20 protein-coding genes are annotated in these 25,703 nt (G+C 70.8%); 18 read left to right on the plus strand and 2 right to left on the minus strand.

The annotated features are described in order from the left end of the window. Positions 1–265 precede the first annotated feature (265 nt). From ftsZ to AB4091_RS19285, 6 genes are all read left to right on the plus strand, one after another. Positions 266–1,576, plus strand: coding sequence for a cell division protein FtsZ (gene ftsZ, locus AB4091_RS19260; protein WP_442293985.1), 1,311 nt, complete (start codon positions 266–268; stop codon positions 1,574–1,576). A 100-nt stretch (positions 1,577–1,676) separates the two neighbouring features. Further along, positions 1,677–2,423: a peptidoglycan editing factor PgeF gene (gene pgeF, locus AB4091_RS19265; RefSeq protein ID WP_442293987.1), complete on the plus strand. Its 747-nt coding sequence runs from the start codon at positions 1,677–1,679 to the stop codon at positions 2,421–2,423. Continuing rightward, complete coding sequence (locus AB4091_RS19270; protein ID WP_442293989.1) at positions 2,420–3,208, plus strand: YggS family pyridoxal phosphate-dependent enzyme; 789 nt, start codon at positions 2,420–2,422, stop codon at positions 3,206–3,208. The genes pgeF and AB4091_RS19270 overlap by 4 nt, the downstream gene beginning before the upstream one ends. 39 nt (positions 3,209–3,247) lie before the next feature. Continuing rightward, positions 3,248–3,730 carry a cell division protein SepF gene (locus AB4091_RS19275; protein WP_442293991.1) on the plus strand — a complete coding sequence of 161 codons (483 nt, stop codon included), beginning with the start codon at positions 3,248–3,250 and terminating at the stop codon, positions 3,728–3,730. Positions 3,731–3,829: 99 nt separating this feature from the next. After that, on the plus strand, positions 3,830–4,114 hold the full coding sequence (locus AB4091_RS19280) for a YggT family protein (RefSeq protein ID WP_150988137.1): 285 nt from the start codon (positions 3,830–3,832) through the stop codon (positions 4,112–4,114). A gap of 131 nt (positions 4,115–4,245) precedes the next feature. Beyond that, positions 4,246–5,532 carry a DivIVA domain-containing protein gene (locus AB4091_RS19285; protein WP_442293994.1) on the plus strand — a complete coding sequence of 429 codons (1,287 nt, stop codon included), beginning with the start codon at positions 4,246–4,248 and terminating at the stop codon, positions 5,530–5,532. Between the two features lie 131 nt (positions 5,533–5,663). On the opposite strand, the gene AB4091_RS19290 is transcribed toward AB4091_RS19285, so the two are convergent. After that, positions 5,664–6,491, minus strand: a complete 828-nt coding sequence (locus tag AB4091_RS19290; protein WP_442293996.1) for a hypothetical protein — start codon at positions 6,489–6,491, stop codon at positions 5,664–5,666. Positions 6,492–6,567: 76 nt separating this feature from the next. On the opposite strand from AB4091_RS19290, the gene AB4091_RS19295 reads away from it, so the two are divergent. The 8 genes from AB4091_RS19295 to AB4091_RS19330 all read left to right on the plus strand — a co-directional run bounded on the left by AB4091_RS19295 (position 6,568) and on the right by AB4091_RS19330 (position 20,364). Beyond that, positions 6,568–7,050, plus strand: a complete 483-nt coding sequence (locus tag AB4091_RS19295) for a TraR/DksA family transcriptional regulator (protein WP_442293998.1) — start codon at positions 6,568–6,570, stop codon at positions 7,048–7,050. After that, on the plus strand, positions 7,023–7,724 hold the full coding sequence (gene lspA / locus AB4091_RS19300; protein WP_442294000.1) for a signal peptidase II: 702 nt from the start codon (positions 7,023–7,025) through the stop codon (positions 7,722–7,724). The genes AB4091_RS19295 and lspA overlap by 28 nt, the downstream gene beginning before the upstream one ends. Beyond that, entirely contained in the window at positions 7,717–8,649 is a 933-nt protein-coding gene (locus AB4091_RS19305) for an RluA family pseudouridine synthase (protein ID WP_442294002.1), read from the plus strand. Before lspA ends, AB4091_RS19305 begins: the two co-directional genes overlap by 8 nt. A 115-nt stretch (positions 8,650–8,764) precedes the next feature. Then, on the plus strand, positions 8,765–12,358 hold the full coding sequence (gene dnaE / locus AB4091_RS19310) for a DNA polymerase III subunit alpha (RefSeq protein WP_442294004.1): 3,594 nt from the start codon (positions 8,765–8,767) through the stop codon (positions 12,356–12,358). Between the two features lie 10 nt (positions 12,359–12,368). After that, complete coding sequence (locus tag AB4091_RS19315) at positions 12,369–13,514, plus strand: winged helix DNA-binding domain-containing protein (protein WP_442294006.1); 1,146 nt, start codon at positions 12,369–12,371, stop codon at positions 13,512–13,514. Next, the gene (locus AB4091_RS19320; protein WP_442294008.1) at positions 13,515–14,522 is read left to right on the plus strand and encodes a pseudouridine synthase; all 1,008 of its coding nucleotides are present in this window, start codon (positions 13,515–13,517) and stop codon (positions 14,520–14,522) included. A 160-nt stretch (positions 14,523–14,682) separates the two neighbouring features. Then, positions 14,683–18,105 (plus strand): ExeM/NucH family extracellular endonuclease, encoded by a 3,423-nt coding sequence (locus AB4091_RS19325; RefSeq protein ID WP_442294010.1) that lies wholly within the window; start codon positions 14,683–14,685, stop codon positions 18,103–18,105. Between the two features lie 150 nt (positions 18,106–18,255). Further along, complete coding sequence (locus AB4091_RS19330) at positions 18,256–20,364, plus strand: S9 family peptidase (RefSeq protein WP_442294012.1); 2,109 nt, start codon at positions 18,256–18,258, stop codon at positions 20,362–20,364. 35 nt (positions 20,365–20,399) lie between these two features. On the opposite strand, the gene AB4091_RS19335 is transcribed toward AB4091_RS19330, so the two are convergent. Further along, a complete protein-coding gene (locus tag AB4091_RS19335) occupies positions 20,400–21,635 on the minus strand; it encodes an endonuclease (protein WP_442294014.1) in 1,236 nt (411 codons plus the stop codon). Positions 21,636–21,876: 241 nt separating this feature from the next. Here AB4091_RS19335 and AB4091_RS19340 point away from each other — a divergent pair, with 241 nt between their 5' ends. From AB4091_RS19340 to hisB, 4 genes are read left to right on the plus strand one after another with little or no spacing between them, the layout of a single operon-like run. Beyond that, positions 21,877–22,473, plus strand: a complete 597-nt coding sequence (locus tag AB4091_RS19340) for a DedA family protein (RefSeq protein WP_442294016.1) — start codon at positions 21,877–21,879, stop codon at positions 22,471–22,473. Between the two features lie 44 nt (positions 22,474–22,517). Beyond that, positions 22,518–23,885, plus strand: coding sequence for a histidinol dehydrogenase (hisD, locus tag AB4091_RS19345; RefSeq protein WP_442294018.1), 1,368 nt, complete (start codon positions 22,518–22,520; stop codon positions 23,883–23,885). Beyond that, a complete protein-coding gene (locus tag AB4091_RS19350) occupies positions 23,882–25,066 on the plus strand; it encodes a histidinol-phosphate transaminase (RefSeq protein ID WP_442294020.1) in 1,185 nt (394 codons plus the stop codon). The genes hisD and AB4091_RS19350 overlap by 4 nt, the downstream gene beginning before the upstream one ends. Beyond that, the gene (hisB, locus tag AB4091_RS19355) at positions 25,063–25,689 is read left to right on the plus strand and encodes an imidazoleglycerol-phosphate dehydratase HisB (RefSeq protein ID WP_442294022.1); all 627 of its coding nucleotides are present in this window, start codon (positions 25,063–25,065) and stop codon (positions 25,687–25,689) included. Before AB4091_RS19350 ends, hisB begins: the two co-directional genes overlap by 4 nt. Positions 25,690–25,703 lie beyond the last annotated feature (14 nt).

Here is a 25,703-nt window from a genome sequence, read left to right on the forward strand (position 1 = left end):
TGTGTTCCATGGGGCTGCTGGGACCACTGGGACGCGCTAGCGGTAAATGTGGCAATCACCCTGACGACACGCCGCGACGTGGGTTGATCGGCCTTGCGGCTCGTCATACCGTCGGGGCACTGGTTCGTGACCCAACTGTAACCTTTATCTCGACGTTTAAGGTTTGAGGGCTTACAGGCTCGGAACGAGCCGCGACACCGACAGCTCCACGCACGTCCCCAGCCCATCGCAGCACCGGCACCACCAGTCAGGAAGGCCCACTCTCGTGGCAGCAGCACCGCAGAACTACTTGGCCGTCATCAAGGTCGTCGGCATCGGCGGCGGCGGCGTCAATGCCATCAATCGCATGATCGAGGTCGGCCTCAAGGGCGTCGAGTTCATCGCCATCAACACCGACGCGCAGGCGCTGCTCATGAGTGACGCCGACGTCAAGCTCGACGTCGGCCGCGAGCTGACCCGCGGGCTGGGCGCCGGCGCCGACCCCGAGGTGGGCAAGAAGGCCGCCGAAGACCACGCCGAGGAGATCGAGGAGGTCCTCAAGGGGGCCGACATGGTCTTCGTGACGGCCGGTGAGGGCGGTGGCACGGGCACCGGTGGCGCTCCTGTCGTGGCCCGCATCGCCCGACAGCTCGGCGCGCTGACCATCGGTGTCGTGACGCGTCCGTTCACCTTCGAGGGCCGGCGCCGCGCCAACCAGGCCGAGTCGGGCATCGGCAGCCTCCGCGAGGAGGTCGACACGCTGATCGTCATCCCCAACGACCGCTTGCTGTCGATCAGCGACCGCAACGTCTCGATGATGGATGCCTTCCGCTCGGCCGACCAGGTGCTGCTGTCGGGTGTCCAGGGCATCACCGACCTCATCACGACGCCGGGCCTGATCAACCTCGACTTCGCCGACGTCAAGTCGGTCATGCAGGGCGCCGGCTCGGCCCTGATGGGCATCGGGTCCGCCCGCGGTGAGGACCGCGCCGTCCAGGCGGCCGAGCTCGCCATCAGCAGCCCGCTGCTCGAGGCTTCCATCGACGGTGCCCACGGCGTGCTCCTGTCGATCCAGGGTGGCTCCGACCTCGGTCTCTTCGAGATCAACGAGGCGGCGCGTCTCGTCCAGGAGGCGGCACACCCCGAGGCCAACATCATCTTCGGTGCGGTCATCGACGACGCGCTCGGCGACGAGGTCCGCGTCACGGTCATCGCGGCCGGGTTCGACAGCGGCGGTCCCACCCAGCGTCACGACGACCGTGCGCTCGGACAGGTCATGGGACGCCCGCAGGCCCAGCAGCAGCGCCCGGCGGCGCCGGCACCGCAGCACACCGCCCCGCAGCACACCAACGGTGTGGCCCAGCAGCCGAGCGCTCCGCAGCAGTCCCCGCAGTACGCCGCGCCCGCTCCGGCACAGGCCCAGCAGCTGCCCACCCAGCAGCCGGTCGGGGCCCCGGTGCAGCAGCACCAGCCGGCCCAGCACCAGCAGGCGCAGCAGCCCCAGCACCACGCCCCGTCGCAGCCGGTGCAGCAGCCCCCGCGTCAGGTGACGTTCGACGAGGGCGACGACCTCGACGTGCCCGACTTCCTGAAGTAGGCCCTGCAGCAACCACTGTCGAGTGCCCACCTCCCCACACCTGCGGATGCCCGTCCGGCCCGCCGCGTGGGGACGTGGGCACTCGACGTAGGTTGTCCTCGTGTTCTACTGGCGCTCCGCGATCGGCGGCGACTCTCCCGGCGGCCGCGTCGAGCTGGGCTTCACCGGACGGTCCGCCGGGCGGGGGAGCGGCCCGTTTGCCGGGCTGAACCTCGGCGGCCACGTGGGCGACGACGCCGACGAGGTCGAGGCGAACCGCCGGGCCCTGGCGGGTGAGCTCGACCTCGATCGCGAGCAGATCGTGTTCATGAACCAGGTGCACGGGGCCGACGTCGTCGAGGTGGACTCGCCGTGGCACGGCGAGCCACCGCCGGTCGACGGGATCGTCACGCGCACACCGGGCCTCGCCCTCGCGGTGCTGGTGGCCGACTGCGTGCCAGTCCTTCTCCACGACGTCGACGCCGGCGTGCTGGGCGCGGTGCACTCGGGTCGGCCCGGGATGGTCGCCGGCGTGGCCGTGCGCGCGGTCGAGGCGATGCGCGACCTCGGCGCGCGCGAGATCTCTGCGACCGTGGGGCCGTCCGTGTGCGGGCGCTGCTACGAGGTGCCGGAGGAGATGTCCAGGGCTGCTGCCGCGACGGCACCGGCCTCGGCGGCGAGATCGTGGACGGGCACGCCCGCCATCGACGTCGCAACGGGGGTCGTCGAGCAGCTCGCCTCGGCCGGGGTCGCCGTCCACTGGGTGCCGGGCTGCACGCGCGAGAGCGGCGACCTCTATTCCTACCGCCGCGACGGTCGCACGGGGCGGTTCGCCGGTGTCGTCCTGCGTCGGGCGGCACACGCATGACCGGCCCTGACGGCCCGCAGCTCGAGCCGCAGGACGAGCCGCAGGACGAGCGGCAGGACGAGCGGCAGGACGAGAAGAGGCTGGGGCAGCTGCGCGATAACCTCGCCGCGGTCCACGCGCGCATCGAGCGCGGCTGCGAGGCGGCGGGCCGTGACCCCGGCGAGGTCACCCTCGTCGTCGTCACCAAGTACTTCCCGGCGTCGGACGTCCTGATGCTCCATCGCCTTGGGATGCGTCACTTCGGCGAGAACCGGGACCAGGAGGCCGGGGAGAAGTTCCGCGTCGTCCGCCACTCCCTCGCGGAGGAGGGCGAGACCGAGCTGACGCTGCACTTCATCGGGCAGCTCCAGAGCAACAAGGCAGGGCACGTCGCCGGCTACGCCGACGTGGTCCAGTCGGTCGACCGGCCCAAGCTCGTGGCCGCGCTCGACCGCGGGGCGCACGCCGCCGACCGGCAGCTGCGGCTGCTGCTCCAGGTGAGCCTCGACGGCGACACCGCGCGTGGCGGGGTCCTGCCCGAGGCAGCCGCCGGTCTTGCCGACGCGGTCGCCGGGCACGGGCTGCTCACCCTCAAGGGCGTGATGGCCGTCGCCCCGCTCGGGGCCGACCCCGACGAGGCCTTCGCCCGGCTGCGCGAGGTGGCTGACGGCATACGTGCCCGTCACCCCGGAGCCGACTGGCTGTCGGCGGGCATGAGCGCCGACCTCGAGGCCGGCATCCGGCAGGGGGCGACACACCTGCGTGTCGGCACGGCAATCCTCGGATCACGTCCGTCACTTCTGTAACGTCGGCAGCGACCGCAATCGAGCGTTTGGGAGTTGGCCATGGCAGGGGCACTGCGCAAGACGATGGTGTACCTCGGACTCAGCGAGGAGGACCAGCGCCACGACCGTTACGACGACTACGACGCCTACGACGAGTCCGACCGCTACGACGACGAGCCCGAGCACACCGCAGCCGTGACGCAGCTGCCGACCAAGCGCCCCGTCGCCGCCGTGGTGCGCGACGTGGAGGTCGGGTCGCTCAACCGCATCACGACCATCCACCCGCGCACCTACAACGAGGCCAAGAACATAGGTGAGTGGTTCCGCGACCAGGTGCCGGTCATCATGAACCTCAGCGACATGGACGACGCCGACGCCAAGCGCCTCGTCGACTTCGCCGCCGGCCTCGTCTTCGGACTCCACGGCACGATCGAGCGGGTCACCTCCAAGGTGTTCCTGCTGTCGCCGGCCCACGTCGAGATCGCTGCCGACGAGCCCGAGACCCCCACCACCTCCACCCGCGGCTTCTTCAACCAGAGCTGACCCCACCGGTCCGTCACGAGTCCGATCGGGGGTCACGGTCGCATATGGATCATGGCCCCGGTTCACACTCTTGCCCGCACATCAGGGACACTGGCCGACATGGACGCGTTCTGGACCATCTACGGGGTGGTGGTCTTCACCTTCTTCATCGCCCTCATCGGTCGCTTCGTGATCGACTGGGTGCAGGTGCTCGCCCGGTCGTGGCGGCCTTCCGGGGTGGTCCTGGTCCTGGCCGAGGCGGTCTACACCGTCACCGACCCACCCCTGCGTGCCCTGCGCAAAGTGATCCCGTCACCGAGCCTCGGTGGCGTCCGGCTCGACCTCAGCTTCCTCGTCCTGATGCTGCTGACCTCTCTCGCCCTCAACGTGCCGAGCTTCTTCTGACCCCTCGGCGCACGTCGGATCCCGCAGCTCGGGAGGCGGCGCGCGCGCCGATCGGTGAGGATGGCTTTGGTTCGTGACCGGAACGTTAGATACCGTTGACCCGAACCATTCCGTCTGTATCGAGGTGACCCATGGCGCTTACGCCGGAACAGGTGCTCAACAAGCACTTCCAGACCACGCAGTTTCGCCGTGGCTACGAGGAGCGGGACGTTGACGACTTCCTGGACGAGATCGTGGCGGAGATGCGCTCGCTCATCGAGCAGCGTGACGACTACCTGAAGCAGCTCAACGACTGCCGCGCGAGCAAGAACCAGTCGGCGGTCCGTGCCGACGGCGCCACCGCGGCCATGCCGGCCGTGGGTCGTCCCGGCGACGACGCCAAGCTCGGCGGCCTCACCGCGAAGATCCAGGACGCCGAGCGCGCCTTCAAGGCGGCCACGGACCGCGCGGCCAAGGCCAAGGCCGACGCCGAGAACGCCGAGCGCGCGGCCAAGGAGCGCGTCGAGCGTGCCAAGGCCGAGGCCGAGCGTGCCGAGGCCGCCGCGAAGTCCGCGGTCGACTCGCAGGCGCTCAACGACGCGCAGGCCAAGCTCAACGGCCTGAACTCGCAGGTCGCCGAGGCCGAGGCCAAGCTGAGCAAGGCGCAGGAGAACGCCCGGGCGGCCGACGAGCGCGCCGCCAAGGCCCAGTCCGACGCCGAGGCTGCTGCCGCCGACGCGAAGCGTCTGCGCGAGGAGGCCGCCGCCGACGCCAAGCGCCAGCGCGACGAGGCCGCCAAGGCGCCCGCCGTTTCCGCCGCCGCTGCCGCTGCCCCTGAGGCCCCGGCCGTGTCCGGCAACCTCGACGCCGCCGGGGTCATCGCCCTGGCCCAGCGCCTGCACGACGAGCACGTCGCAGCCGGCGAGACGCGACGCAACGAGCTCATCTCCGAGGCGGAGAACCGCCACCGCGACATGCTCGCGGCTGCACAGGCCCGACACGACGAGCTCATCAACACCGGCCAGGCCCGCCACGACGAGGCCACGCAGCAGGCCGAGCAGCTCGCGGCCGCGGCGGCGACGCAGCGCGACCAGATGATCGCCGAGGCCACCTCGCAGCGCGACCAGATGATCGCCGAGGCCACCTCGCAGCGCGACCAGATGCTCAGCGAGGCCGGCTCGCAGCGCGACCAGATGCTCACCGAGGCCCGCGAGCGGGCCACCGGCATGGTCGCCGAGGCGCAGCAGAAGAAGGCAGCCCTGCTCGAGGAGCTCGACAAGCAGAAGGGCCTGCTCGACCGCAAGATCTCCGAGCTGCGCGGCTTCGAGAAGAACTACCGCACCAACCTCAAGTCCTACATCGAGGGTCAGCTCCACGACCTCGACTCGAGCGTCCAGGAGCCGGCCCACGCCGGCGCCGGTGACGGCAACCAGGGCTGAGCCCCTAGCTCGATCAGACGCACGCAGGCCGTCCGGGAACCCTCCCGGGCGGCCGGCGTTGTATTCGAGGGGCGAACTCTTGAGCCGCATCTGCGTTTCGCGTTTGTGCGGGCACCCCGAGGGGCTTATTGTCAGCCCCACTTGTCAGCGTCGACGGCTCGAGCGACGGAGGATCTGATGGCGGCGAAGAAGACGACGGCAGCGGCGACCGCGGCCACGCGTTCCACCGCGACCAGCAGGACGGGCGCCGAGACGAAGGCGACCACGAAGGCGACGGCGGCGAAACGCACCGCGGGAGCGACGAAGACCGCTGGCGCGCAGAAGGTCTCACCCCCCGGATCCACCGCCAAGAGCGCCGCCAAGAAGAGCCCGGCCACCAGCCACACCGGCAAGGCCGCGTCCGCCAACGGCACGAACGCCCGAACGGCGGTCGCTCGCACTGCAGCCAAGGCCGCCGGCGCGGTGAAGGGCGCCGTCGCACGTGCCGCAGGCCGCAAGGCGACGAGCGCCGGTGCGGCAACGGCGGCCCCGACGAAGGCCGTCGGCACGAAGTCGTCGCCCGCGAAGAAGGCAGCGACAAAGGGCGCGGCAAAGGGCGCGGCGAAGAGCGCGACGAGGGCCACGACCGCGAAGACGACCGCGAAGAAGGCCCCCGCCGCCAAGACGACCGCGAAGACGGCCCCCGCCGCGAAGGCCACCGTGAAGAAGGCGAGTCCGACGAAGAAGGCCCCGTCGAAGCAGAGCGTCGCTGCGACGAAGGTTGCGACGAAGGCAGTCCCGGCTGCGAGGTCAGCGGCCGGGTCCGGCAAGGGCGGCGCGACGAAGAAGGCGACGCCCGCCACGAAGGTCTCGACGGCGAAGAGCTCCACGCCCGCCAAGAAGGCCGCCACGAAGAGTGCGTCGGGGTCGGCCCCGCGCACGTCCCCCCGAACCGCAACGGCCGCCAGGCCGTCTCCCACGACATCCACCAGAGCGGGTGCGGCGAGCGCGAAGCCCGCCACCAAGGCCCCCGCCACGCGTACGAAGAAGGCAGCAGTGACGACGAGCTCAACCGCAGGTCCCCGCGCCAGCGCGACGAAGACCTCATCGAAGACGGCAAGCAAGCCCACCGCCCGGTCCATCGCCGAGCGCCTTCGGGTCAAGGACGACGAGAGCCCCTGGAACGAGGACGAGATCCGCGAGGTGCGCGGTGTCCTGGTCGACGAGATCGAGCAGCACCGGGTCGAGCTGAAGCTCGCCGAGGACGAGCTCGACGACCTGCTGCGGGCGTCCGGAGACGGCGCCGGCGACGACCAGGCCGACGCCGGAGCCAAGACGGCCGAGCGGGAGCACGAGATCTCGGTCGCGGCGAACGCGCGGGCGAGCCTGCTCCAGGCGGAGCACGCGCTCGAGCAGCTCGAGGCCGGCACGTACGGCATCTGCGAGAACTGCGGCAACCCGATCGGCAAGCTTCGACTTCAGGCACGTCCTCGTGCGACCCTGTGCATGACATGCCAGCAGAAGCAGGACCGCCACTGACGCCCGACCACGCCACGACGACGCCCCCTGTGGGCGTCGACGGCGTGTCCACCACTACGACCCGCGAGACCGTGAGCTCGACCCCCGTCGACGAGAGCCGCCCGACGCCTGCCCGGCGCAAGCGGCTTTTCGTCGTGCTCGGGGCCGTCGCGGTGCTCGCCTACCTCAGCGACCAGCTGAGCAAGATGGTTGCCCTCGATGCGCTCGCCGACGGCGAGCCCCGGCCGTTCATCGGTGACCTCATCCGCTTCAAGCTCATCGGCAACCCGGGGGCGGCGCTGTCGTTGGGGGCCAGCAACACGTGGGTGATGACCGGTATCGCGCTCGCGGTGCTCGTGGCCATCGTGGTCGTCGCGCGACAGCTCGGGTCGCGCGCCTGGGCCGTCGCCCTCGGGCTGCTGCTCGGGGCGGCCATCGGCAACCTCACCGACCGCTTCGTGCGTCCGCCGGGGGGCGGCCAGGGTCACGTCGTCGACTTCATCGACTACAACCGGTGGTTCATCGGCAACGTCGCCGACATCTGGATCGTGTCGGCCGCCGGCCTCATCGTGCTGCTCGCCCTGCTCGGGATCGGGGTCGACGGCCGACGCGACCGCGGTGGGCCGAGATCCGACGACCGGTCGCCGCTGCGTCACGACGACGACACGCCCAGGGGGCGGGGCGACGATGCCTGACGTGCGCACCGTCCTCGTCCCCGACGGTCTCGAGGGTGAGCGCGTCGATGCCGGCGTGGCGCGCCTCTTCGGCGTCTCACGCACCAAGGCGGCCGACCTCGCCGCCGACGGTCACGTCGTCGTCGACGGCAAGACCGTCGCGAAGTCCGAGCGGCTCTCGGCCGGCGCGATGCTCGAGGTGTCACTGCCAGCGGCCGAGCAGAGCCCGAGCATCGCGGTCATCGCCCAGCCCGTGCCGGGCATGACGATCGTCCATGACGACGACGACATCGTCGTGGTCGACAAGCCGGTGGGGGTCGCTGCGCACCCGAGCCTGAACTGGACCGGGCCCGACGTCGTCGGTGGACTCGCCGCCGCGGGCTACCGCATCTCGACCTCGGGTGCGCCTGAGCGCCAGGGCATCGTGAGCCGCCTCGACGTGGGCACGTCGGGCCTCATGGTCGTCGCCAAGAGCGAGTACGCCTACTCCCGCCTCAAGCAGATGTTCCGCAGCCGCCAGGTCGACAAGACCTACAACACGCTCGTCCAAGGGCTGCCCGACCCGCTCGTCGGCACGGTCGACGCGCCGATCGGTCGACGCCCGGGCGCCGAGTTCAAGTTCGCGGTCATGAGCACCGGCAAGCACTCGGTCACCCACTACGAGGTGCTCGAGGCCTTCCGGCACGCGAGCCTGCTCGAGATCCACCTCGAGACCGGGCGCACCCACCAGATCCGCGTCCACATGGCTGCGCTCAAGCATCCCTGCTGCGGCGACCCCCTCTACGGCGCCGACCCCAAGCTCGCGTCGCGGCTGGGCCTCGACCGTCAGTGGCTGCACGCGACCGGCCTGGGTTTCGAGCACCCGGGCACGGGGCAGTACGTCCACTTCGAGAGCGCCTACCCTGAGGACCTGCAGCGCGCCCTCGACGTCGTCGCAACCCTCTGAGGGTTAACCCTCGAGAAGAGGGTGAACGCTGCCCCGAGCGTGGGGCGGGTGCCGTCTCCGACACCCCCGACGACACGCGCGGGGGCGTCGGTGGGCGGGCTTAGACTCGTCCACGATGTCGACCGAAGCAGCCCCGCGCAACGACCAGAACTTCGTGCACCTCCACGTGCACACGGAGTACTCCATGCTCGACGGTGCGGCCCGCATCGGCGACCTCTTCTCCGAGGCGGCACGCATGGGCATGCCGGCGCTTGCGACGACCGACCACGGCTACGTGTTCGGCGCCTACGAGTTCTGGAAGAAGGCGCAGGGCACCGGCGTCAAACCGATCATCGGCGTCGAGGCCTACATCACGCCCGGCACGCATCGCACCGACCGCACGAAGGTCAGCTGGGGCGACGGCGGCCGCGACGACATCTCCGGCAGTGGCGCCTACACCCACATGACGATGCTCTCCGAGAACAACGAGGGCATGCACAACCTCTTCCGGATGACCTCGATCGCGAGCCTCGACCAGGTCTACACGAAGTGGCCGCGCATCGACCGTGAGCTGCTCTCGACCTACGGCAAGGGCCTGATCGTCACGACGGGCTGCCCCTCGAGCGAGATCCAGACCAAGCTCCGGTTCGGGATGTACGACGAGGCTCGTGAGGTCGCCGGCGAGCTGCGCGACATCTTCGGCAACGAGAACGTCTACGTCGAGCTCATGGACCACGGCCTCGACATCGAGCGGCGCACCCAGAAGGACCTCATCCGCCTCGCCCGCGACCTCAAGCTGCCCCTCGTCGCGACCAACGACCTCCACTACACCCGCGCCGAGGACGCCAAGGCGCACGCAGCCCTTCTCTGCGTCCAGTCAGGCTCGACCCTGATGGACCCCAACCGGTTCAAGTTCGACGCCGAGGACTTCTACCTCAAGTCCGCCCAGGAGATGCGCCACCTGTGGCGTGAGCTGCCCGAGGCGTGCGACAACACGCTGCTCATCGCCGAGCGCTGCGAGGTCTCCTTCGAGGAGGGGGAGGGGCGCTACATGCCGCGCTTCCCCTGCCCCGAGGGTGAGAACGAGACGTCGTGGTTCATCAAGGAGGTCGAGACCGGCCTGCAGCGGCGGTTCCCCGAGGGGGTGCCCGACTACGCGCGCAAGCAGGCGGCCTTCGAGGAGGACGTCATCGTCTCCAAGGGCTACCCCGGCTACTTCCTCGTCGTCGCCGACTTCATCAACTGGGCCAAGCGCAACGGCATCCGTGTCGGCCCCGGCCGTGGCTCCGGCGCCGGCTCCATGTGCGCGTACGCCATGGGCATCACCGACCTCGACCCCGTGCCCCACGGACTCATCTTCGAGCGGTTCCTCAACCCCGAGCGCATGTCGATGCCCGACTTCGACGTCGACTTCGACGAGCGCCGGCGCGGTGAGGTCATCCGCTACGTCACCGAGAAGTACGGCTCCGAGCGCGTCGCGCAGATCGTCACCTACGGCACCATCAAGGCCAAGCAGGCCGTCAAGGACGCCAGCCGCGTCATGGGCCACCCCTTCGCAGTCGGCGAGCAGCTGACGAAGGCGATGCCGCCCGATGTCATGGGCAAGGGCGTGCCGCTCTCCGAGATCTACAACCCCGAGCACAAGCGCTACAACGAGGGCGTCGACTTCCGGGCCCTCGTGCAGACCGAGAAGCACTTCCAGGACGTCGTCGACACCGCCAAGGGCCTCGAGGGGCTCAAGCGCCAGTGGGGCGTGCACGCGGCCGGCGTCATCATGAGCAGCGAGCCGCTCGTCGACGTCATCCCGATCATGAAGCGGCTGCAGGACGGCCAGGTCATCACGCAGTTCGACTACCCGAGCTGCGAGTCGCTCGGCCTGGTCAAGATGGACTTCCTGGGCCTGCGCAACCTGACGATCCTCGACGACGCCATCGAGAACATCAAGGTCAACCGCGACGAGGACATCGACCTCGACGCGCTGTCCAAGGACATGACCGACAAGGCGACCTACGACCTGCTCGGGCGGGGTGACACGCTCGGCGTGTTCCAGCTCGACGGCGGCGGCATGCGGGCGCTGCTGCGTCTCATGCAGCCCGACAACTTCGAGGACATCTCGGCCGCCCTGGCGCTCTACCGGCCCGGTCCGATGGGTGTGAACGCCCACACGAACTTCGCGCTGCGCAAGAACGGCAAGCAGGCCCTCACCCCCCTCGACCCGAAGCTGGAGGGCAAGCTCCAGCCCGAGATGGTGGAGGCCCTCGACCCGATCCTCGGCATGACCTACGGCCTGGTCATCTACCAGGAGCAGGTCATGGAGATCGCCCAGAAGCTCGCCGGCTACACGCTCGGCAACGCCGACCTGCTGCGTCGTGCCATGGGCAAGAAGAAGAAGGAGGTCCTCGACGCCGAGTACGTCCCCTTCTCCACGGGCATGAAGGCGCAGGGCTTCAACGAGGCGTCGGTCAAGGCCCTGTGGGACGTCCTGGTCCCCTTCTCCGACTACGCGTTCAACAAGGCGCACACGGCGGCATACGGCCTCGTCTCCTACTGGACCGGCTACCTCAAGGCCAACTACCCCGCCGAGTACATGGCGGCACTGCTCACCAGCGTGCGCGACGACAAGGACAAGTCGGCGCTCTACCTCAACGAGTGCCGGCACATGGGCATCAAGGTGTTGCCCCCCGACGTCAACGAGTCGGTCGCCAACTTCGCGGCCGTGGGCACCGACATCCGCTTCGGTCTCGCCGCCATCCGCAACGTGGGCCTGCCCGTCGTCCAGGCCATCGTCAAGGCCCGCGAGGAGAAGGGCGCCTTCGCCTCGTTCAAGGACTTCCTCTCCAAGGTGCCGGCGGTCGTCTGCAACAAGCGCACCATCGAGTCGCTCATCAAGGGCGGCGCCTTCGACTCGCTCGGTGAGAGCCGCCGCGGCATGGTCGAGGTGCACGAGCGCTACATCGACGCCCTCGTCGAGGTGAAGAAGCAGGAGGCCATCGGCCAGGACAGCCTCTTCGGCAGCTTCGCTGACGAGGCCGACACCGGTGCCGCTGGTGAGGCCGGTGCCTTCGACGGGCTCCCGCCGGTGCCGACGATGGAGTGGGACAAGGCGACGCTGCTCTCGTTCGAGCGCGAGATGCTCGGTCTCTACGTCAGCGACCACCCCCTGTTCGGCATCGAGCACATCCTCGCCACCCACGCCGACACCTCGATCGCCTCGCTCATGGGCGACGACCCGAAGGGTGACGGCACGCCCGTCACGGTGGCCGGCCTCATCACGAGCCTGCAGCTGAAGCGCACCAAGAAGGGCGACCTCTGGGCCATCGCCACGGTCGAGGACCTCGACGGTGCGATCGAGTGCCTCTTCTTCCCGTCTGCCTACATGACCTACTCGACGATGCTCGCGCAGGACACCGTGTGCGCCGTCAAGGGTCGCATCAGCGCGCGCGACGACTCGATCTCGATCTTCGCGCAGGAGCTGATGATCCCCGACATCAAGGAGGGTCCGCGCGGTCCCGTCGTGCTGACCCTCCCACTCGGGCGCGCCACCGCGGCGGTCGCCGAGAGCCTCAAGCGTGTGCTGGGCGAGCACCCCGGGGCCACCGAGGTGCAAGTCAAGCTGACCCAGCCCGGGCGATCGGTGCTCATGTCGCTCGACGACTCCCTGCGCGTCAACGCGACGTCGGCGCTCTTCGGCGATCTGAAGGCCCTCCTCGGTCCGGCGTGCCTGAGCTGACGTGAGCCCGATGGCGGCGGCCGACCGCAAGCGTCTGCGCCGGGCGCGGATGGCCGCGCTCGGACTCGCCCCCGCCCTGGGCAGCGCAGCGGCTTCCGTCCCGGCCCTCGAGGTCACGCGCAGCCTCGGAGCCCTGCAGGCCCAGGACTACGGCAGCGGCGTCTGGTCGCTCGGAGTCCGCTCCGGGCTCACCCTGGCCGAGGTCGAGCAGGCCGTCGAGCGCCGCGAGATCGTGCGCACCTGGCCGATGCGCGGCACGATCCACTGGGTGCCGGCCGAGGACGCCCGTTGGATGTGCGAGCTGCTCGCCGCGCCGCGCGGCAAGCAGCTCGCGACCCGCTACGCGCAGCTCGGCATCGGCGCAGCCCACATCGACCTCGCCGGTCGCCTCTTCGAGGAGCACCTCAGAGAGCCGGTGAGCCGGCCCGACGTCATCGCCCTGCTCGTCGATGCTGGCATCGACCCGACCGGCCAGCGGGCCTACCACCTCGTCGGCCACCACTGCATGACCGGGCTGCTCTGCCAAGGACCGATCATCGGCCGGCAGCCGAGCTTCGTCCTCATCGACAGCTGGGTTCCGCACTCGCGCAAGCCTTCCCGCGAGGAGGGCCTCGCCACCATGGCCGAGCGCTACCTCCGTGGCCACGGCCCGGTCACGGAGAAGGACCTCGCCGGCTGGCTGCTCAAGCCGCTCGGCCTCACTCGCGAGGCGCTCGCGCTCGTCGAGCACCAGCTGGTGCGCGAGGAGGTCGACGGCCAGGTGTGGCTCTCTCATGTCGACAGGGCGGGTGGACCTCGCGCCGGCGCCCTTGACACGTCAGAACCCTTGGGGCACAGCGGCGTCCACCTGCTCCCGCAGTGGGACGAGTTCCTCCTCGGCTACAAGTCCCGTGACGTCACGCTGCCGCCCGAGCACTTCCACCGCGTCGTCCCCGGCCGCAACATGGTGTTCAAGCCGACTCTCGTCATCGACGGTGAGGTGGCCGGCACGTGGCGGCGGCAGCAGGGCACCCGCCGCACCGTCGTCGAGGTGTCTCCGTTCGTCCCGCTGGGCGCGAGCCGGAGGCGCGACGTCGAACGGGCCGCGGCGGCATACGGCCGGTTCCTCGGTGCCGACGTCGAGGTCGCGCTCGCCGAACCCGCGAAGGTGCGCTGAGTGGCGCGCGGCGCCATCCCGCCGTCGCCGCTACCCCTTCGTGACGGCGTCGACGCCCAGCGCTTCCGTATGCCGCAGGGTGGACCGTGGACGTCCCTGCGCGACCACCTCGTGGAGCGTCTGGCTGGCGGCCTGACCCCGAACGAGGTCGACCGAATGCTCACCGCCGGCGAGTTCGTCGACGCCGCAGGGACGCCCGTTCCCGCCGATGCCCCGTTCGTGCCGCAGTCGGTCGTCTGGGCACACCGTGACCTGCCCGCCGAGGTCGTGCACCCCGACACGCTCGACGTCCTGCACCGCGACGACCGCATCGTCGTCGTCGACAAGCCGCACGACATGGCCACGATGCCGCGCGGCCGGCACGTCGTGCAGAGCGCCCTGGCGCGCACGCGCGTCCTCACCGGTCTCGACCGGCTGACCCCGGCCCACCGGCTCGACCGACCGACCGCGGGCGTGCTGATGTTCACCGCCGAGCAGCGGTGGCGCGGTGCCTACCAGCGCGTCTTCGCCGAGGGTCTGGCCCACAAGGAGTACCTCGCCGTCGCGCCCGTGCGTGACGACCTCGTGCTCCCGGTCGTGCGCCGCACGCATCTGGTCAAGCGGCACGGCACACACCAGGCGCACGAGGTGCCGGGTGCCGAACCCAACGCCGAGACGCTCGTCGAGCTGCTCGAGACAGCGCGACGACCGGGAAGGGGCCCGGGCGTGGGGGAGCTCATCGGGCTCTACCGGCTGAGCCCGCGCACCGGTCGCACCCACCAGCTGCGCTGCCAGCTCGACGGGCTGGGCATCCCGATCGTCGACGACCCGCTCTACCCCGTCGAGATCGACGTGCCCCTCGACGACTTCTCACGTCCGTTGCAGCTGCTCGCGGCCGTCCTCGCCTTCGACGACCCGGTCGACGGGAGACCGCGCCGGTTCGTCACGCGACGCCGACTGTCAGCGTGGCCGGGCAGCTGCCCGGACCTCGGGCAGGGGGCGGGGGAGAGCCTCGGTCCGACGCCCTGACGAGGTGCCGGACCTACCGTGCCCGCCACCCCTCCGGGCGCCGCTGCGATGTCACCGGCCGTTCAGCAGGCCGTCGGGATCTCGACGCGCGAGACGGCGCGACCCCGTCTAGGGTGACCCGCAGACCGAGCGGAAGAGCCGGTCCCAGGGAGGATCTTCAATGCGTCAATCTCGTCCTGCCCTGCGTCGGGTAGCCGCGGTCACCACCGCTGCGCTCGCCGTGGGCATCACCCCTTTCGTCGCGGCCGCACCGGCCTCAGCGGCGGCCCCGTCGGAGCTGTTCATCAGCGAGTACGTCGAGGGCTCGAGCAGCAACAAGGCCCTCGAGATCTACAACGGCACGGGCGCGACCATCGACCTGGCCGCGGCCAAGTACGACGTGCAGGTCTTCGCCAACGGCGCCACGGCCGCCACGAGCACGATCGCCCTCACCGGCACCGTCGCATCGGGTGACGTCCACGTGCTCGCCAACAGCGGCGCCGTCGCCGCTCTCACGTCGCTGTCCGACCAGCAGAGCGGCAGCGCCAACTGGAACGGCGACGACGCGGTCGTGCTCCGCAAGGACACCACGGTGGTCGACGTCCTCGGCCAGGTGGGCGTACGGCCGACGAACGAGTGGGGCACGGGCCTCACCTCGACGATGGACAACACGCTTCGCCGCCGGTCGTCCGTCACGAGCGGCGACACCAACGGTGCCGACGCGTTCGACCCATCGGTCGAGTGGAACGGCTACGACAGCGACACGTTCGACGGTCTCGGCAGCCACACGGTCGACGGCGGCCCGGCGAACGACGTCGCCCCGTCGGTCACCTCGACGACCCCGACCGAGGGGAGCAGCTCGGTCTCCGCCGGTGCGAACGTGTCGGTCACGTTCTCCGAGCCGGTCACGGCGCCTGCGAGTGCGTTCTCCCTCGTCTGCTCCGTCAGTGGCACGAAGGCATTCGCGCTGAGCAACACGGGGCAGACCACCTACACCCTGGACCCGGCTCGCGACTTCGCCGCGGGCGATGCGTGCACCCTGACCGTCACCGGCGGCTCGGTCTCCGACGTCGACGCGATCGACCCGCCCGACACCCTCACGTCGGACTTCGTGCTGCACTTCGCCACGCCGGCGGGCAACCCGTGCGAGGCACCGACGACGTCGATCCCCGTCATCCAGGGCAGTGGCGACACCGCGGCCGTGACCGGCCGGGTCACCACCCGCGGCGTCGTGGTCGGCGACTACGAGGGTGCCTCCCCGGCCCTGCGTGGCTTCTTCATCCAGGACCCGAACGGCGACAACGACCCCGCGACGTCCGACGGCATCTTCGTCTTCGAGAGCAGCAGCGCCGACTCGGTCAAGGTCGGTGACCTCGTCACGGTGACCGGCACCGCGGGCGAGAACCAGGGCCAGACGCAGGTCAGCGCGAGCACCGTCGCCGTCTGCGGCACGGGCTCGGTGACCCCCACCGACGTGACGTTCCCCGTCGCCTCGGCCACGACGCTCGAGCGCTACGAGGGCATGCTCGTGACGCTCCCGCAGGCCATGAGCGTCACCGAGCACTTCCAGCTCGGTCGCTTCGGGCAGGTCACCCTGTCGCAGGCAGGCCGCCTCGAGCAGCCGACCAACGTCGCCGCCCCCGGCGCCGATGCTGCTGCGGTGCAGGCCGCCAACGACAAGCGCAAGATCATCCTCGACGACACGTCGCAGGCCCAGAACGTCGACCCGATCGTCTTCGGGCGCGGTGGCCAGCCCCTCTCTGCCGCGAACACGCTGCGCGGCGGCGACACGGTGACCGGACTGACGGGCGTGCTCAACTACACCTGGGGCGGCAACGCGTCGAGCCCCAACGCCTACCGCATCCGGCCGGTCACACCGGCCGACACTGTCGACTTCCAGCCGACCAACCCGCGGCCGGAGACGTCGCCGGCGGTCGGTGGCCACACCCGCGTCGTCGGGATGAACCTACTCAACTTCTTCAACACGCTCGACTCGAAGGCGAACAACTGCAAGGGAGGCACGATCGGCGCCCCGATGGACTGCCGTGGCGCCAACACCCCAGCCGAGTTCGACCGGCAGTGGCGCAAGACCGTCGCTGCCGTCTCGGGCACGAAGGCCGACGTCGTGGCCTTCATGGAGATGGAGAACGACGGCTACGGCGCCGACAGCGCAGAGCAGTTCCTCGTGGGCAAGCTCAACGAGAAGGACGGCGACGGCGTCTGGTCGTTCATCGACGCCGACGCCCGCACCGGGCAGGTCGACGCGATGGGCACCGACGCGATCAAGGTCGGCATGCTCTACAAGCCCACGGCCGTCACCCCGGTGGGCACCACCGCCGCGCTCAACACCGTCGACTTCGTCAACGGTGGCGACTCGGCCCCGCGCAACCGGCCGTCCCTCGCGCAGGCCTTCCGCGACAACACCACCGGCGGCACGTTCGTGGCCGTGGCGAACCACCTCAAGAGCAAGGGCAGCGCGTGCGACCAGCCCGACGCCGGTGACGGTCAGGGCAACTGCACCGCGGTGCGCGTCCGTTCGGCCCAGCTCCTCGCGGACTGGCTCGCCGGCGACCCGACGGGCACGGGCGACCCCGATGTGCTCATCCTCGGCGACATGAACTCCTACGCCAAGGAGGACCCCATCACGACGCTCGAAGGGGCTGGTTTCACCAACCTCATCGAGCAGCGCAACGGCCGCGAGGCGTACTCCTACGCGTTCGACGGGCAGTGGGGCTACCTCGACCACGCGCTCGGCTCGGCCTCCATCAGCAGCCAGGTGGCCGGGGTCGCCGACTGGCACATCAACGCCGACGAGCCCTCGATCCTCGACTACAACACCGAGTTCAAGACGGCGAACCAGGTCGGCACGCTGTACGCGCGTGACGAGTACCGCATCTCCGACCACGACCCGGTCGTCGTGGGTCTCGACCTCACCAACGCCGCTCCCGTGGTCGGCGCCGTGAGCGGGCCGTCGGCCGCAGTCCCGGTCGGCTCCCCGGTCGCTGTGAGCGCCTCGTTCACCGACGCCGACGGCCTCGACACGCACACCGCGTCGGTCGCCTGGGGCGACGGATCCACCGGTGCCGGCACCGTGACCGGTTCTGCCGTCAGCGGGAGCCACACCTACGCGGCCGCCGGTGTCTACCCGGTGACGGTCACCGTCACCGACCAGTGGGGCAACAGCGACACGAGCACGACGACGGTCGTCGTCTACGACCGCGCCGCAGGGTTCCTCACCGGCGGTGGATGGTTCGCGTCGCCGAAGGGCGCCATCACGGGCGACCCATCCGCCACCGGCAAGGCGCAGTTCCAGGTGTCGGCGCGGTACGCGTCGCGGACGAGCCGCCCCGACGGCTCGTTCACGCTGTCGACGCCCGGGATGGTGCTTGCCTCGAGTGGCCTCGACTGGCTCGTCGTCACCGGTGACACGGCCCGCCTCGCTGGCTCGGCCACCGTCGGGGGCGCCCCGGGCTACCGGTTCGAGGTGACCGCCACCGACGCGGCGAGCGGCGACACCCTGCGCCTCGTCGTGCGTGACCCGGCCGGTGCCGTGGCCTACGACAGCGGCACGCAGCGGGTGCAGGGCCAGGTCAAGATCCACTGACCTGCCACACCCCCGTCTTGAGGACGGCCCGGGATCCCTGCGATCCCGGGCCGTCCCGCGTTCGGGCACACCACGGCGACGCCGTGCAGCGTGTCGGGCGCACCGCCCCACCTGCCGGGTCGCACCACGCTGCCCTCCTAGACTGCACGGATGCTGGAGCCCCCCGTCGCGCGACGCGACCCCGTCGTCCGTGAGCACCACGGTGACCGCTTCGAGGACCCGTACGCCTGGATGGCCGACCGCGACTCGGCGGAGCTCCGCGCGCTGCTCGCGGCCGAGAACGCCTGGGCGACCGAGCGCACGGAGCACCTGCGTCCGCTCGCCGACACGATCTTCGAGGAGTTCCGTTCGCGCATCGAGGAGACCGACCTGTCCGTGCCGGTGCGCCACGACCGCTGGTGGTACTACTCGCGCACCGTCGAGGGCGAGCAGTACGCCGTCGAGGCGCGCGTGGTCACCGCCGACCACCCCGAGCGCCCCGTTCTCGACGAGGGCCGCCCGCCGGTGGGAGAGCAGGTGCTGCTCGACCACAACGAGGAGGGCCGCGACCACGAGTTCTTCGCCGTGGGCGCCAGCGAGGTGTCACCCACCGGCGACCTGCTCGCGTATGCCGTCGACGTCGTCGGCGACGAGCGCTACGACGTGCGGGTGAGACGGATCGCGGACGGGGTCCAGCTCGACGACACGGTGCGCCGCACCGGGGGCTCGCTGGCGTGGTCGCTCGACCAGCGTCACCTGTTCTACACGAGGGTCGACGACGCGTGGCGCCCGCACCAGGTGTGGCGCCACGAGGTCGGCACGCCCGCAGAGGCCGACGTGCTCGTGCACGAGGAGACCGACGAGCGGTTCTTCGTCGGGGTCGGCTCCTCGCGGGACGACCGGCTCGTCATCATCGCCATCGGCTCGAAGACGACGAGCGAGTTCCGGCTCCTCGACGCACACGACCCGCTGGGCACACCTCGGGTCGTGGCACCACGCCGGCAGGGCGTCGAGTACGACATCGAGCCGTTCGGCGACCAGCTGCTCGTCACCCACAACGCGGGGCGCGTCAACTTCGAGCTCGCCATCGCGCCCGTCACCTGCACCTCAGCCGATGAGTGGGTGTCGCTCGACGTCACGTCGGAGGACGAGTACGTCACTGGCGCAGAGGGATTCGACGACTTCATCGCGGTCTCGCTGCGCCGTGAGGGCGGCACGGGCATCCGTGTCGTGCTGCGCGACCCGTCGGCGGCGAACGGGCTCGGTGAGGCGCACGACGTCGCCGTGGGCGAACCGATCGGCACGCTGCTCGTCGGCGTGAACCCCGAGTCGACCACGCGCACGCTCCAGGTCGTCCACGAGTCGCTCGTCACGCCTCGCACCGTCGAGGACTACGACGTGCACACGCGTACGTTCGCGCTCCTCAAGCAGCAGCACGTGCGCGGAGACGTCGACCTCGGTCGCTACCGCCAGCGCCGCGAGTGGGCCACGGCGCCGGACGGCACTCGCATCCCGATCTCCGTGGTCCACCGTGACGACGTCGCGGCCGACGCCACCGCGCCGGGGCTGCTCAACGCGTACGGCGCCTACGGCATCCCGAGCGACCCGTGGTTCTCCGTGCGGCGGCTGTCGCTCCTCGAGCGTGGCTGGGTCTTCGCCATCGCGCACGTGCGCGGCGGTTCCGAGATGGGCAGGACGTGGTACGACGACGGCAAGCTCGAGGCCAAGCCCAACACCTTCACTGACTTCGTGGCCTGCGCCGACCACCTCGTGCAGGCACGCATCGTGGCGCCGGGCCGCCTTGCGGCAGAGGGCGGTTCGGCTGGCGGTCTGCTCATCGGCGCGGTGGTCAACCAGGCGCCGGACCGGTTCCGCTTCGTGCACGCGCAGGTGCCGTTCGTCGACGCCCTGAGCTCTGTGCTCGACCCGAGCCTGCCGCTCACGGTCGTGGAGTGGGAGGAGTGGGGCAACCCGCTCGACGACCATGCGGCCTACGACCTCATCCGGTCCTACACCCCCTACGAGAACGTGAGTCCGGGCAGGCGGCCCAGCATCCTCGTGACGGCCGGGCTCGACGACACGCGAGTCTTCGTCACCGAGCCGGCGAAGTGGGTGGCGGCCCTCCGGCACGCCGACCTCGCAGCTCCTCCGGGCACCGAGACGCCGCAGCTGCTCTTCCGCACGGAGATGGCGGCGGGGCACGGAGGCCGCTCGGGCCGCTACGACCTGTGGCGCCAGTGGGCCTGGGAGACGGCCGTGCTCATCGACCAGACGTCGTGAGCACGGCCGGCGCCCTCGTGTAGGGGCAGCGAGGGTCAGGATCCCCAGATCGCGGTGACCCACTCGGGGTGATCGATGAACGGGTTGCGGTTGTGCTGCCACGTGTCGTAGATGACCTGGTTGCGGCGCTTCTCGAACGCGTCCGGCGGGTCACCGGCGCTCCACGCCTTGAGCACCGAGAGCTTGCCGATGGAGGGAGCCGTCCCGTTGTTCACCGACTCGTTGGGCTCGAGGTTCGGCCAGCCGTCCTCACCCTCGTAGCGCAGTGCCATGTAGAAGATCATCCGGGCGACGTCGCCCTTGACCGAGTCGCGCGGCTGGAAGGAGTCGCCGTCGCGCAGGCACCCGGTGCACTGGGCCACCGCGGAACCACCGTTGTCGAAGTCGAGGTTGCCGCGGTCGCTGTTGACGGTGACGTCCTCGGGACGAAGGTGGTGCACGTCGGTGCCCGGGCCGTTGACCGTGCCGAAGTCGCCGTGGCTCTTGGCCCAGACGTGCTCGCGGTTCCACTGGTCGGCGCCACCACCGTTGTCGGACTTGGCGATCGAGCGGCCCGAGTAGATCTCGATGACGTTGTTGGTGTTGTTCGGGTCCTGGTCGGTGTCCTTGAGAGCCGTCCAGACCTGGTCGTAGGTCAGCACGGTCTGCGCCTTGATGATGCTGTGGAGGGACGTCCGAAGAGCGGAGCCGGTCTTGCCCATGGCCGGTGCGTAGTACGTCGAGTCGTACGGCCCGCTGGTGCCGGTCGTGCTGGTGGGCGGCGTCGTGGTGGGTGGCGTGGTCGTCGACCCGCCGCTGAAGGCGAAGGCGGACGTGCCCGTCATGCCCGGGTGGGAGAAGTACGCGGCCAGCGCGCCCGTCACGTCGATCTGGCGGCCCATGAGCGAGGGGTTGGTCCTGAGCCCCCACGACGCCCGGAAGGCGGAGGGGATCTGGAGGTAGAGCATCCGGCTCGTGGCCGTCTCGGACGCCGAGTCGGCGACGGCGAGCGCGTAGTCGTTGGGGAAGCCCGAGGTCACGACCGTGCTCGTCGCGGTGGGCTGGCCGACGACGAAGCCGCGCACCGTTGCGCTCTGGCCGGTCTGGCCCGCGATGGCCTGCGAGACCGTGAGCGGTGTCGCCGCGACGGCTGCCGGGGCGACGGCCGGGATGGGCAGCGCCGCAGCGGGCGAACCCGCCGCCGTGGTCAGCGCCACGCTGGCCGGCACGACGGCGACGACGACGCCCGCGAGCGCGGCGGCGATGCGACGCCTGGGGATGATGACGGGCACGGGATCTCCTGTCGGGTGGGGGAGTCGGAGCGCTGGCGCCCGGTCGGGTGTCAGCCCCACGAGCGTGGCGGAGGCGCGGTGGGTGCCGGGTCAGTCGTTGGTCAGTCCTTGCCCTGACGCGGGTCAGGATTCAGCAGGCCGGTGACGGCGGGGAGAGACGGCCGCGGATGTTCACGCGTCGTTCGCGGTGCGGACGCAGGCGCGGGGTCGGCTCGTTACGTCGCGTACCTATGGTCCGCTCATGGGTGACACCGCGCTCGAGCTCGTCCGTGGCGTCATGACCTCGCCGTGGCTCTATGCCCTTCTCGTCGGGCTGGCGGTCCTCGACGCGTTCCTGCCCCTCGTGCCGAGCGAGACCGCCGTGCTGCTCGCCGGCACCTTCGCTGCCGGTCAGGGTCCCGACCTCGCGCTGGTCGTCCTCGCGGGGGCCTTCGGCGCCGTGGTCGGCGACCACGTCGCGTATGCCGTCGGCCGCGTGCTCGGCGCGCGCGTCCTCTGCCGCGTCCCGGCGGGCACGCGCACGGCGAGGGCGCACGCGTGGGCCGCCGAGGCGACGGCACGCGGCGGCGGCCCGGTGCTGGTGGGCGCGCGCTTCGTTCCCGGTGGTCGCACCGCGACGACGTTGACGATGGGGGCGACCGGGTTCCCGCTGCGATGCTTCACCGGCTACGACGTCGTGGCCTGCGTCCTGTGGGCGAGCTGGTGCTCGGGCATCGGCTACCTCGGGGGTCGCGTCTTCGCCGACCACCCCTTCGTGGGCGCTGCGACGGGCACCGGCCTCGCCCTTCTCGTCGGCCTCGTCGCCGCCCTCCTGCGCGGCCGGTCCGCCGCTCGCTGAGACGTGGCGCCGGGCGATCCCGGGCGGCTTTTAGACTTGGGCGCATGATGTCCTCCCTCGACCTGCGCGGACGCACGCTCGACGTGCGCTTCCTGCGCCGGGCCCTGCCCCGAGCCGAGTTCGACGTCACGGCCGCCCTCGAGCAGGTGCGGCCGATCTGCGAGGACGTCGAGCATCGGGGAGCCGCGGCGCTTCGCGACCTCGGCGAGCGCTTCGACGGCGTGCGCCCCGGGCACCTTCGCGTGCCCCGCGCCGTGCTGCGGTCCGCCCTCGACCGCCTCGACCCCGACCTCAGGGCCGCGCTCGAGGAGTCGATCCGGCGCGCCCGACTCGTCCACGCCGACCAGCGACGCACCGACACCACGACGCAGGTCGTGCCCGGCGGCACGGTGACCGAGCGCTGGGTCCCCGTCGACCGCGTCGGGCTCTACGTGCCGGGCGGGCTCGCGGTCTACCCGAGCAGCGTCATCATGAACGTCGTGCCCGCCCAGCTGGCCGAGGTGGGCTCGCTCGCCGTGGCCTCGCCGCCCCAGCGCGAGAACACCGGAGAGTTCGCCGGCTACCCCAACCCGACGATCCTCGCGGCCTGTGCGCTGCTCGGCGTCGACGAGGTGTACGCCGTCGGCGGGGCGCAGGCAGTCGCGATGTTCGCGCACGGTTTCGTCGACGACGACGCCGAGTGGGGCACCGTCGACGGCGAGCAGGTCTCGTGCGACCCCGTGTCGCTCGTCACGGGGCCCGGCAACATCTGGGTCGTCGCTGCGAAGCGTCTGCTCAAGGGGCTCATCGGCATCGACGCGGAGGCGGGTCCGACGGAGATCGCGATCCTCGCCGACGACTCCGCCGACGCCGACCACGTCGCGGCCGACCTCGTCAGCCAGGCCGAGCACGACCCGCTGGCGGCCTCGGTGCTCGTCACCGACAGCGAGTCGCTCGCAGACGAGACCCAGCGCGCGCTCGCGCGCCGGGTGCCCGCGACGAAGCACTCCGAGCGGGTCACCGAGGCGCTCGAGGGCACGCAGTCGCGCATCGTCCTCGTCGACGACCTCGACGCCGGGCTCGAGGTCGTCAACGCGTACGCCGCCGAGCACCTCGAGATCCAGACTCGCGACGCCGCCGACGTCGCCGCCCGGGTGCGCAACGCCGGCGCGGTCTTCGTCGGCTCCCACAGCCCGGTGAGCCTCGGCGACTACGCCGCAGGCTCCAACCACGTGCTGCCCACGGCCGGATGCGCCTGCCACAGCAGCGGCCTGTCGGTGCAGTCATTCCTCCGCGGCATCCACGTCGTCGACTACGACGAGGCCGCCCTGCGCGGTGTGGCCCGGCACGTCGTCACCCTCGCCCAGGCCGAGGACCTCCCGGCCCACGGCGAGGCCGTGACCGCTCGCTTCGGCGACGAGGTGCCGAAGTGAGCGACGACAGCACCGTCGAAAGCGCTGCGACGACGGTTCCGAGCGCGGCGCAGGAGGTGCAGCGGCTGCTGCGCCCCGACCTGCGCGGCCGCTCGCCGTATGGCGCGCCTCAGCTCGACGTCCCCGTGCGGCTCAACACCAACGAGAACTCCTACCCGGTGCCGCAGGTCGTCGTCGACGCCGTGCTGTCGGCGCTCGCCGGTGACGTCGCAGCGCTCAACCGCTATCCCGACCGCGAGTTCACCGAGCTGCGCAAGGCCCTGACGGCATACCTCGAGAAGCAGTCGGGGGTGGCGCTGACGCCCGAGCAGGTCTGGGCCGGCAACGGGTCGAACGAGGTGCTGTCCCACGTCGTGCAGGCGTTCGGCGGTCACGGCCGCGTCGCTCTCGGCTTCACGCCCAGCTACTCGATGCACCCGATCATCAGCGAGACGCTGGGCACGACCTGGGTCGACGGACTGCGCTCTGCCGCAACCGAACCCGATGCATTCGACCTCACCACGGAGTCGGCCGCGCGGCAGGCGCGCGAGCACGACCCGTCGATCGTCTTCCTCTGCTCGCCCAACAACCCGACGGGCACGGCGCTGCCCTTCGAGGTCATCGGCGCGGTGCTGCAGGCGGCGCCCAACGCCGTGGTCGTCGTCGACGAGGCCTACGCCGAGTTCGCCCGGCCCGGCACCCGGTCCGCCCTGTCGCTCCTCGCCGACCACCCGCGGCTCGTCGTCACGCGCACCATGAGCAAGGCCTTCGCGTTCGCCGGTGGCCGACTCGGCTACCTCGTCGCGGCTCCCGAGCTCGTCGACGCGCTGCGCCTCGTCCGCCTGCCCTACCACCTGAGCAGCCCGACGCAGACGATCGCCCGCGTGGCGCTCGAGCACGCCGACGTCATGCTGGGCACCGTCGAGGTGATCAAGCACCAGCGCGACCGCATCGTCGAGCGGCTCGGCGAGCTCGGCGCGCGTCCGGTCGCCAGCGACAGCAACTTCGTGCTGTTCGGCGGCCTGCACGACGAGAAGGCCACGTGGCAGGCGCTGCTCGACGAGGGGGTGCTCGTGCGTGACATGGGCATCGCCCGTCATCTGCGCGTCACGGCCGGCGACCCGCACGAGACCACTGCGTTCCTCGAGGCGATGACCCGTCTCGCCCCCACCCACGTCGACCGCCAGGAGCCCACGCCATGAGCACCTCGAGCCCCGCCAGCCCCGCCTCCCGCACCGCGAAGATCACGCGCGCGACGTCCGAGTCGTCCGTCGAGCTCTGGCTCGACCTCGACGGCACCGGCACGTCCGACGTCTCCACCGGCGTGCCGTTCTACGACCACATGCTCGCCTCGCTGAGCAAGCACTCGCTCATCGACCTCACGGTGAAGGCCACCGGCGACATCGACGTCGATGTTCACCACACGGTCGAGGACACCGCGATCGTCCTCGGGCAGGCGCTGCGCGAGGCCCTCGGCGACAAGGCCGGCATCTCCCGCTTCGGTGACGCCACCGTGCCGCTCGACGAGGCGCTGTGCCACGCGGTGGTCGACGTCGCCGGCCGTCCCTACGTCGTCCACGAAGGTGAGCCCGATGGCCAGCAGTACGCCCTGATCGGTGGCCACTTCACCGGTTCGATGACACGCCACGTCCTCGAGTCGTTCGCCTACAACGCCGGGCTCTGCCTCCACGTGCGCGTGCTCGCCGGTCGCGACCCGCACCACATCGTCGAGGCCCAGTTCAAGGCGGTCGCGCGGGCACTGCGTGCCGCCGTCGCTCCCGACCCGCGTGTCGTGGGCATCCCCAGCGCCAAGGGAGCGCTCTGACGATGGCGGACTCC

This window comes from Terrabacter sp. 2RAF25, assembly GCF_052115265.1.
Lineage (GTDB): Bacteria > Actinomycetota > Actinomycetes > Actinomycetales > Dermatophilaceae > Terrabacter.

Excerpts from the sequence above, each read along its gene's own strand:
- hisB (WP_442294022.1), top strand. The coding sequence starts at position 25,063 with ATGAGCACCTCGAGCCCCGCCAGCCCCGCCTCCCGCACCGCGAAGATC.
- AB4091_RS19280 (WP_150988137.1), top strand. The coding sequence starts at position 3,830 with ATGGACGCGTTCTGGACCATCTACGGGGTGGTGGTCTTCACCTTCTTC.
- lspA (WP_442294000.1), top strand. The coding sequence starts at position 7,023 with ATGCCAGCAGAAGCAGGACCGCCACTGACGCCCGACCACGCCACGACG.
- AB4091_RS19275 (WP_442293991.1), top strand. The coding sequence starts at position 3,248 with ATGGCAGGGGCACTGCGCAAGACGATGGTGTACCTCGGACTCAGCGAG.
- AB4091_RS19315 (WP_442294006.1), top strand. The coding sequence starts at position 12,369 with ATGGCGGCGGCCGACCGCAAGCGTCTGCGCCGGGCGCGGATGGCCGCG.
- AB4091_RS19330 (WP_442294012.1), top strand. The coding sequence starts at position 18,256 with ATGCTGGAGCCCCCCGTCGCGCGACGCGACCCCGTCGTCCGTGAGCAC.
- AB4091_RS19325 (WP_442294010.1), top strand. The coding sequence starts at position 14,683 with ATGCGTCAATCTCGTCCTGCCCTGCGTCGGGTAGCCGCGGTCACCACC.
- AB4091_RS19340 (WP_442294016.1), top strand. The coding sequence starts at position 21,877 with ATGGGTGACACCGCGCTCGAGCTCGTCCGTGGCGTCATGACCTCGCCG.
- AB4091_RS19285 (WP_442293994.1), top strand. The coding sequence starts at position 4,246 with ATGGCGCTTACGCCGGAACAGGTGCTCAACAAGCACTTCCAGACCACG.
- hisD (WP_442294018.1), top strand. The coding sequence starts at position 22,518 with ATGATGTCCTCCCTCGACCTGCGCGGACGCACGCTCGACGTGCGCTTC.
- dnaE (WP_442294004.1), top strand. The coding sequence starts at position 8,765 with ATGTCGACCGAAGCAGCCCCGCGCAACGACCAGAACTTCGTGCACCTC.
- AB4091_RS19305 (WP_442294002.1), top strand. The coding sequence starts at position 7,717 with ATGCCTGACGTGCGCACCGTCCTCGTCCCCGACGGTCTCGAGGGTGAG.
- AB4091_RS19270 (WP_442293989.1), top strand. The coding sequence starts at position 2,420 with ATGACCGGCCCTGACGGCCCGCAGCTCGAGCCGCAGGACGAGCCGCAG.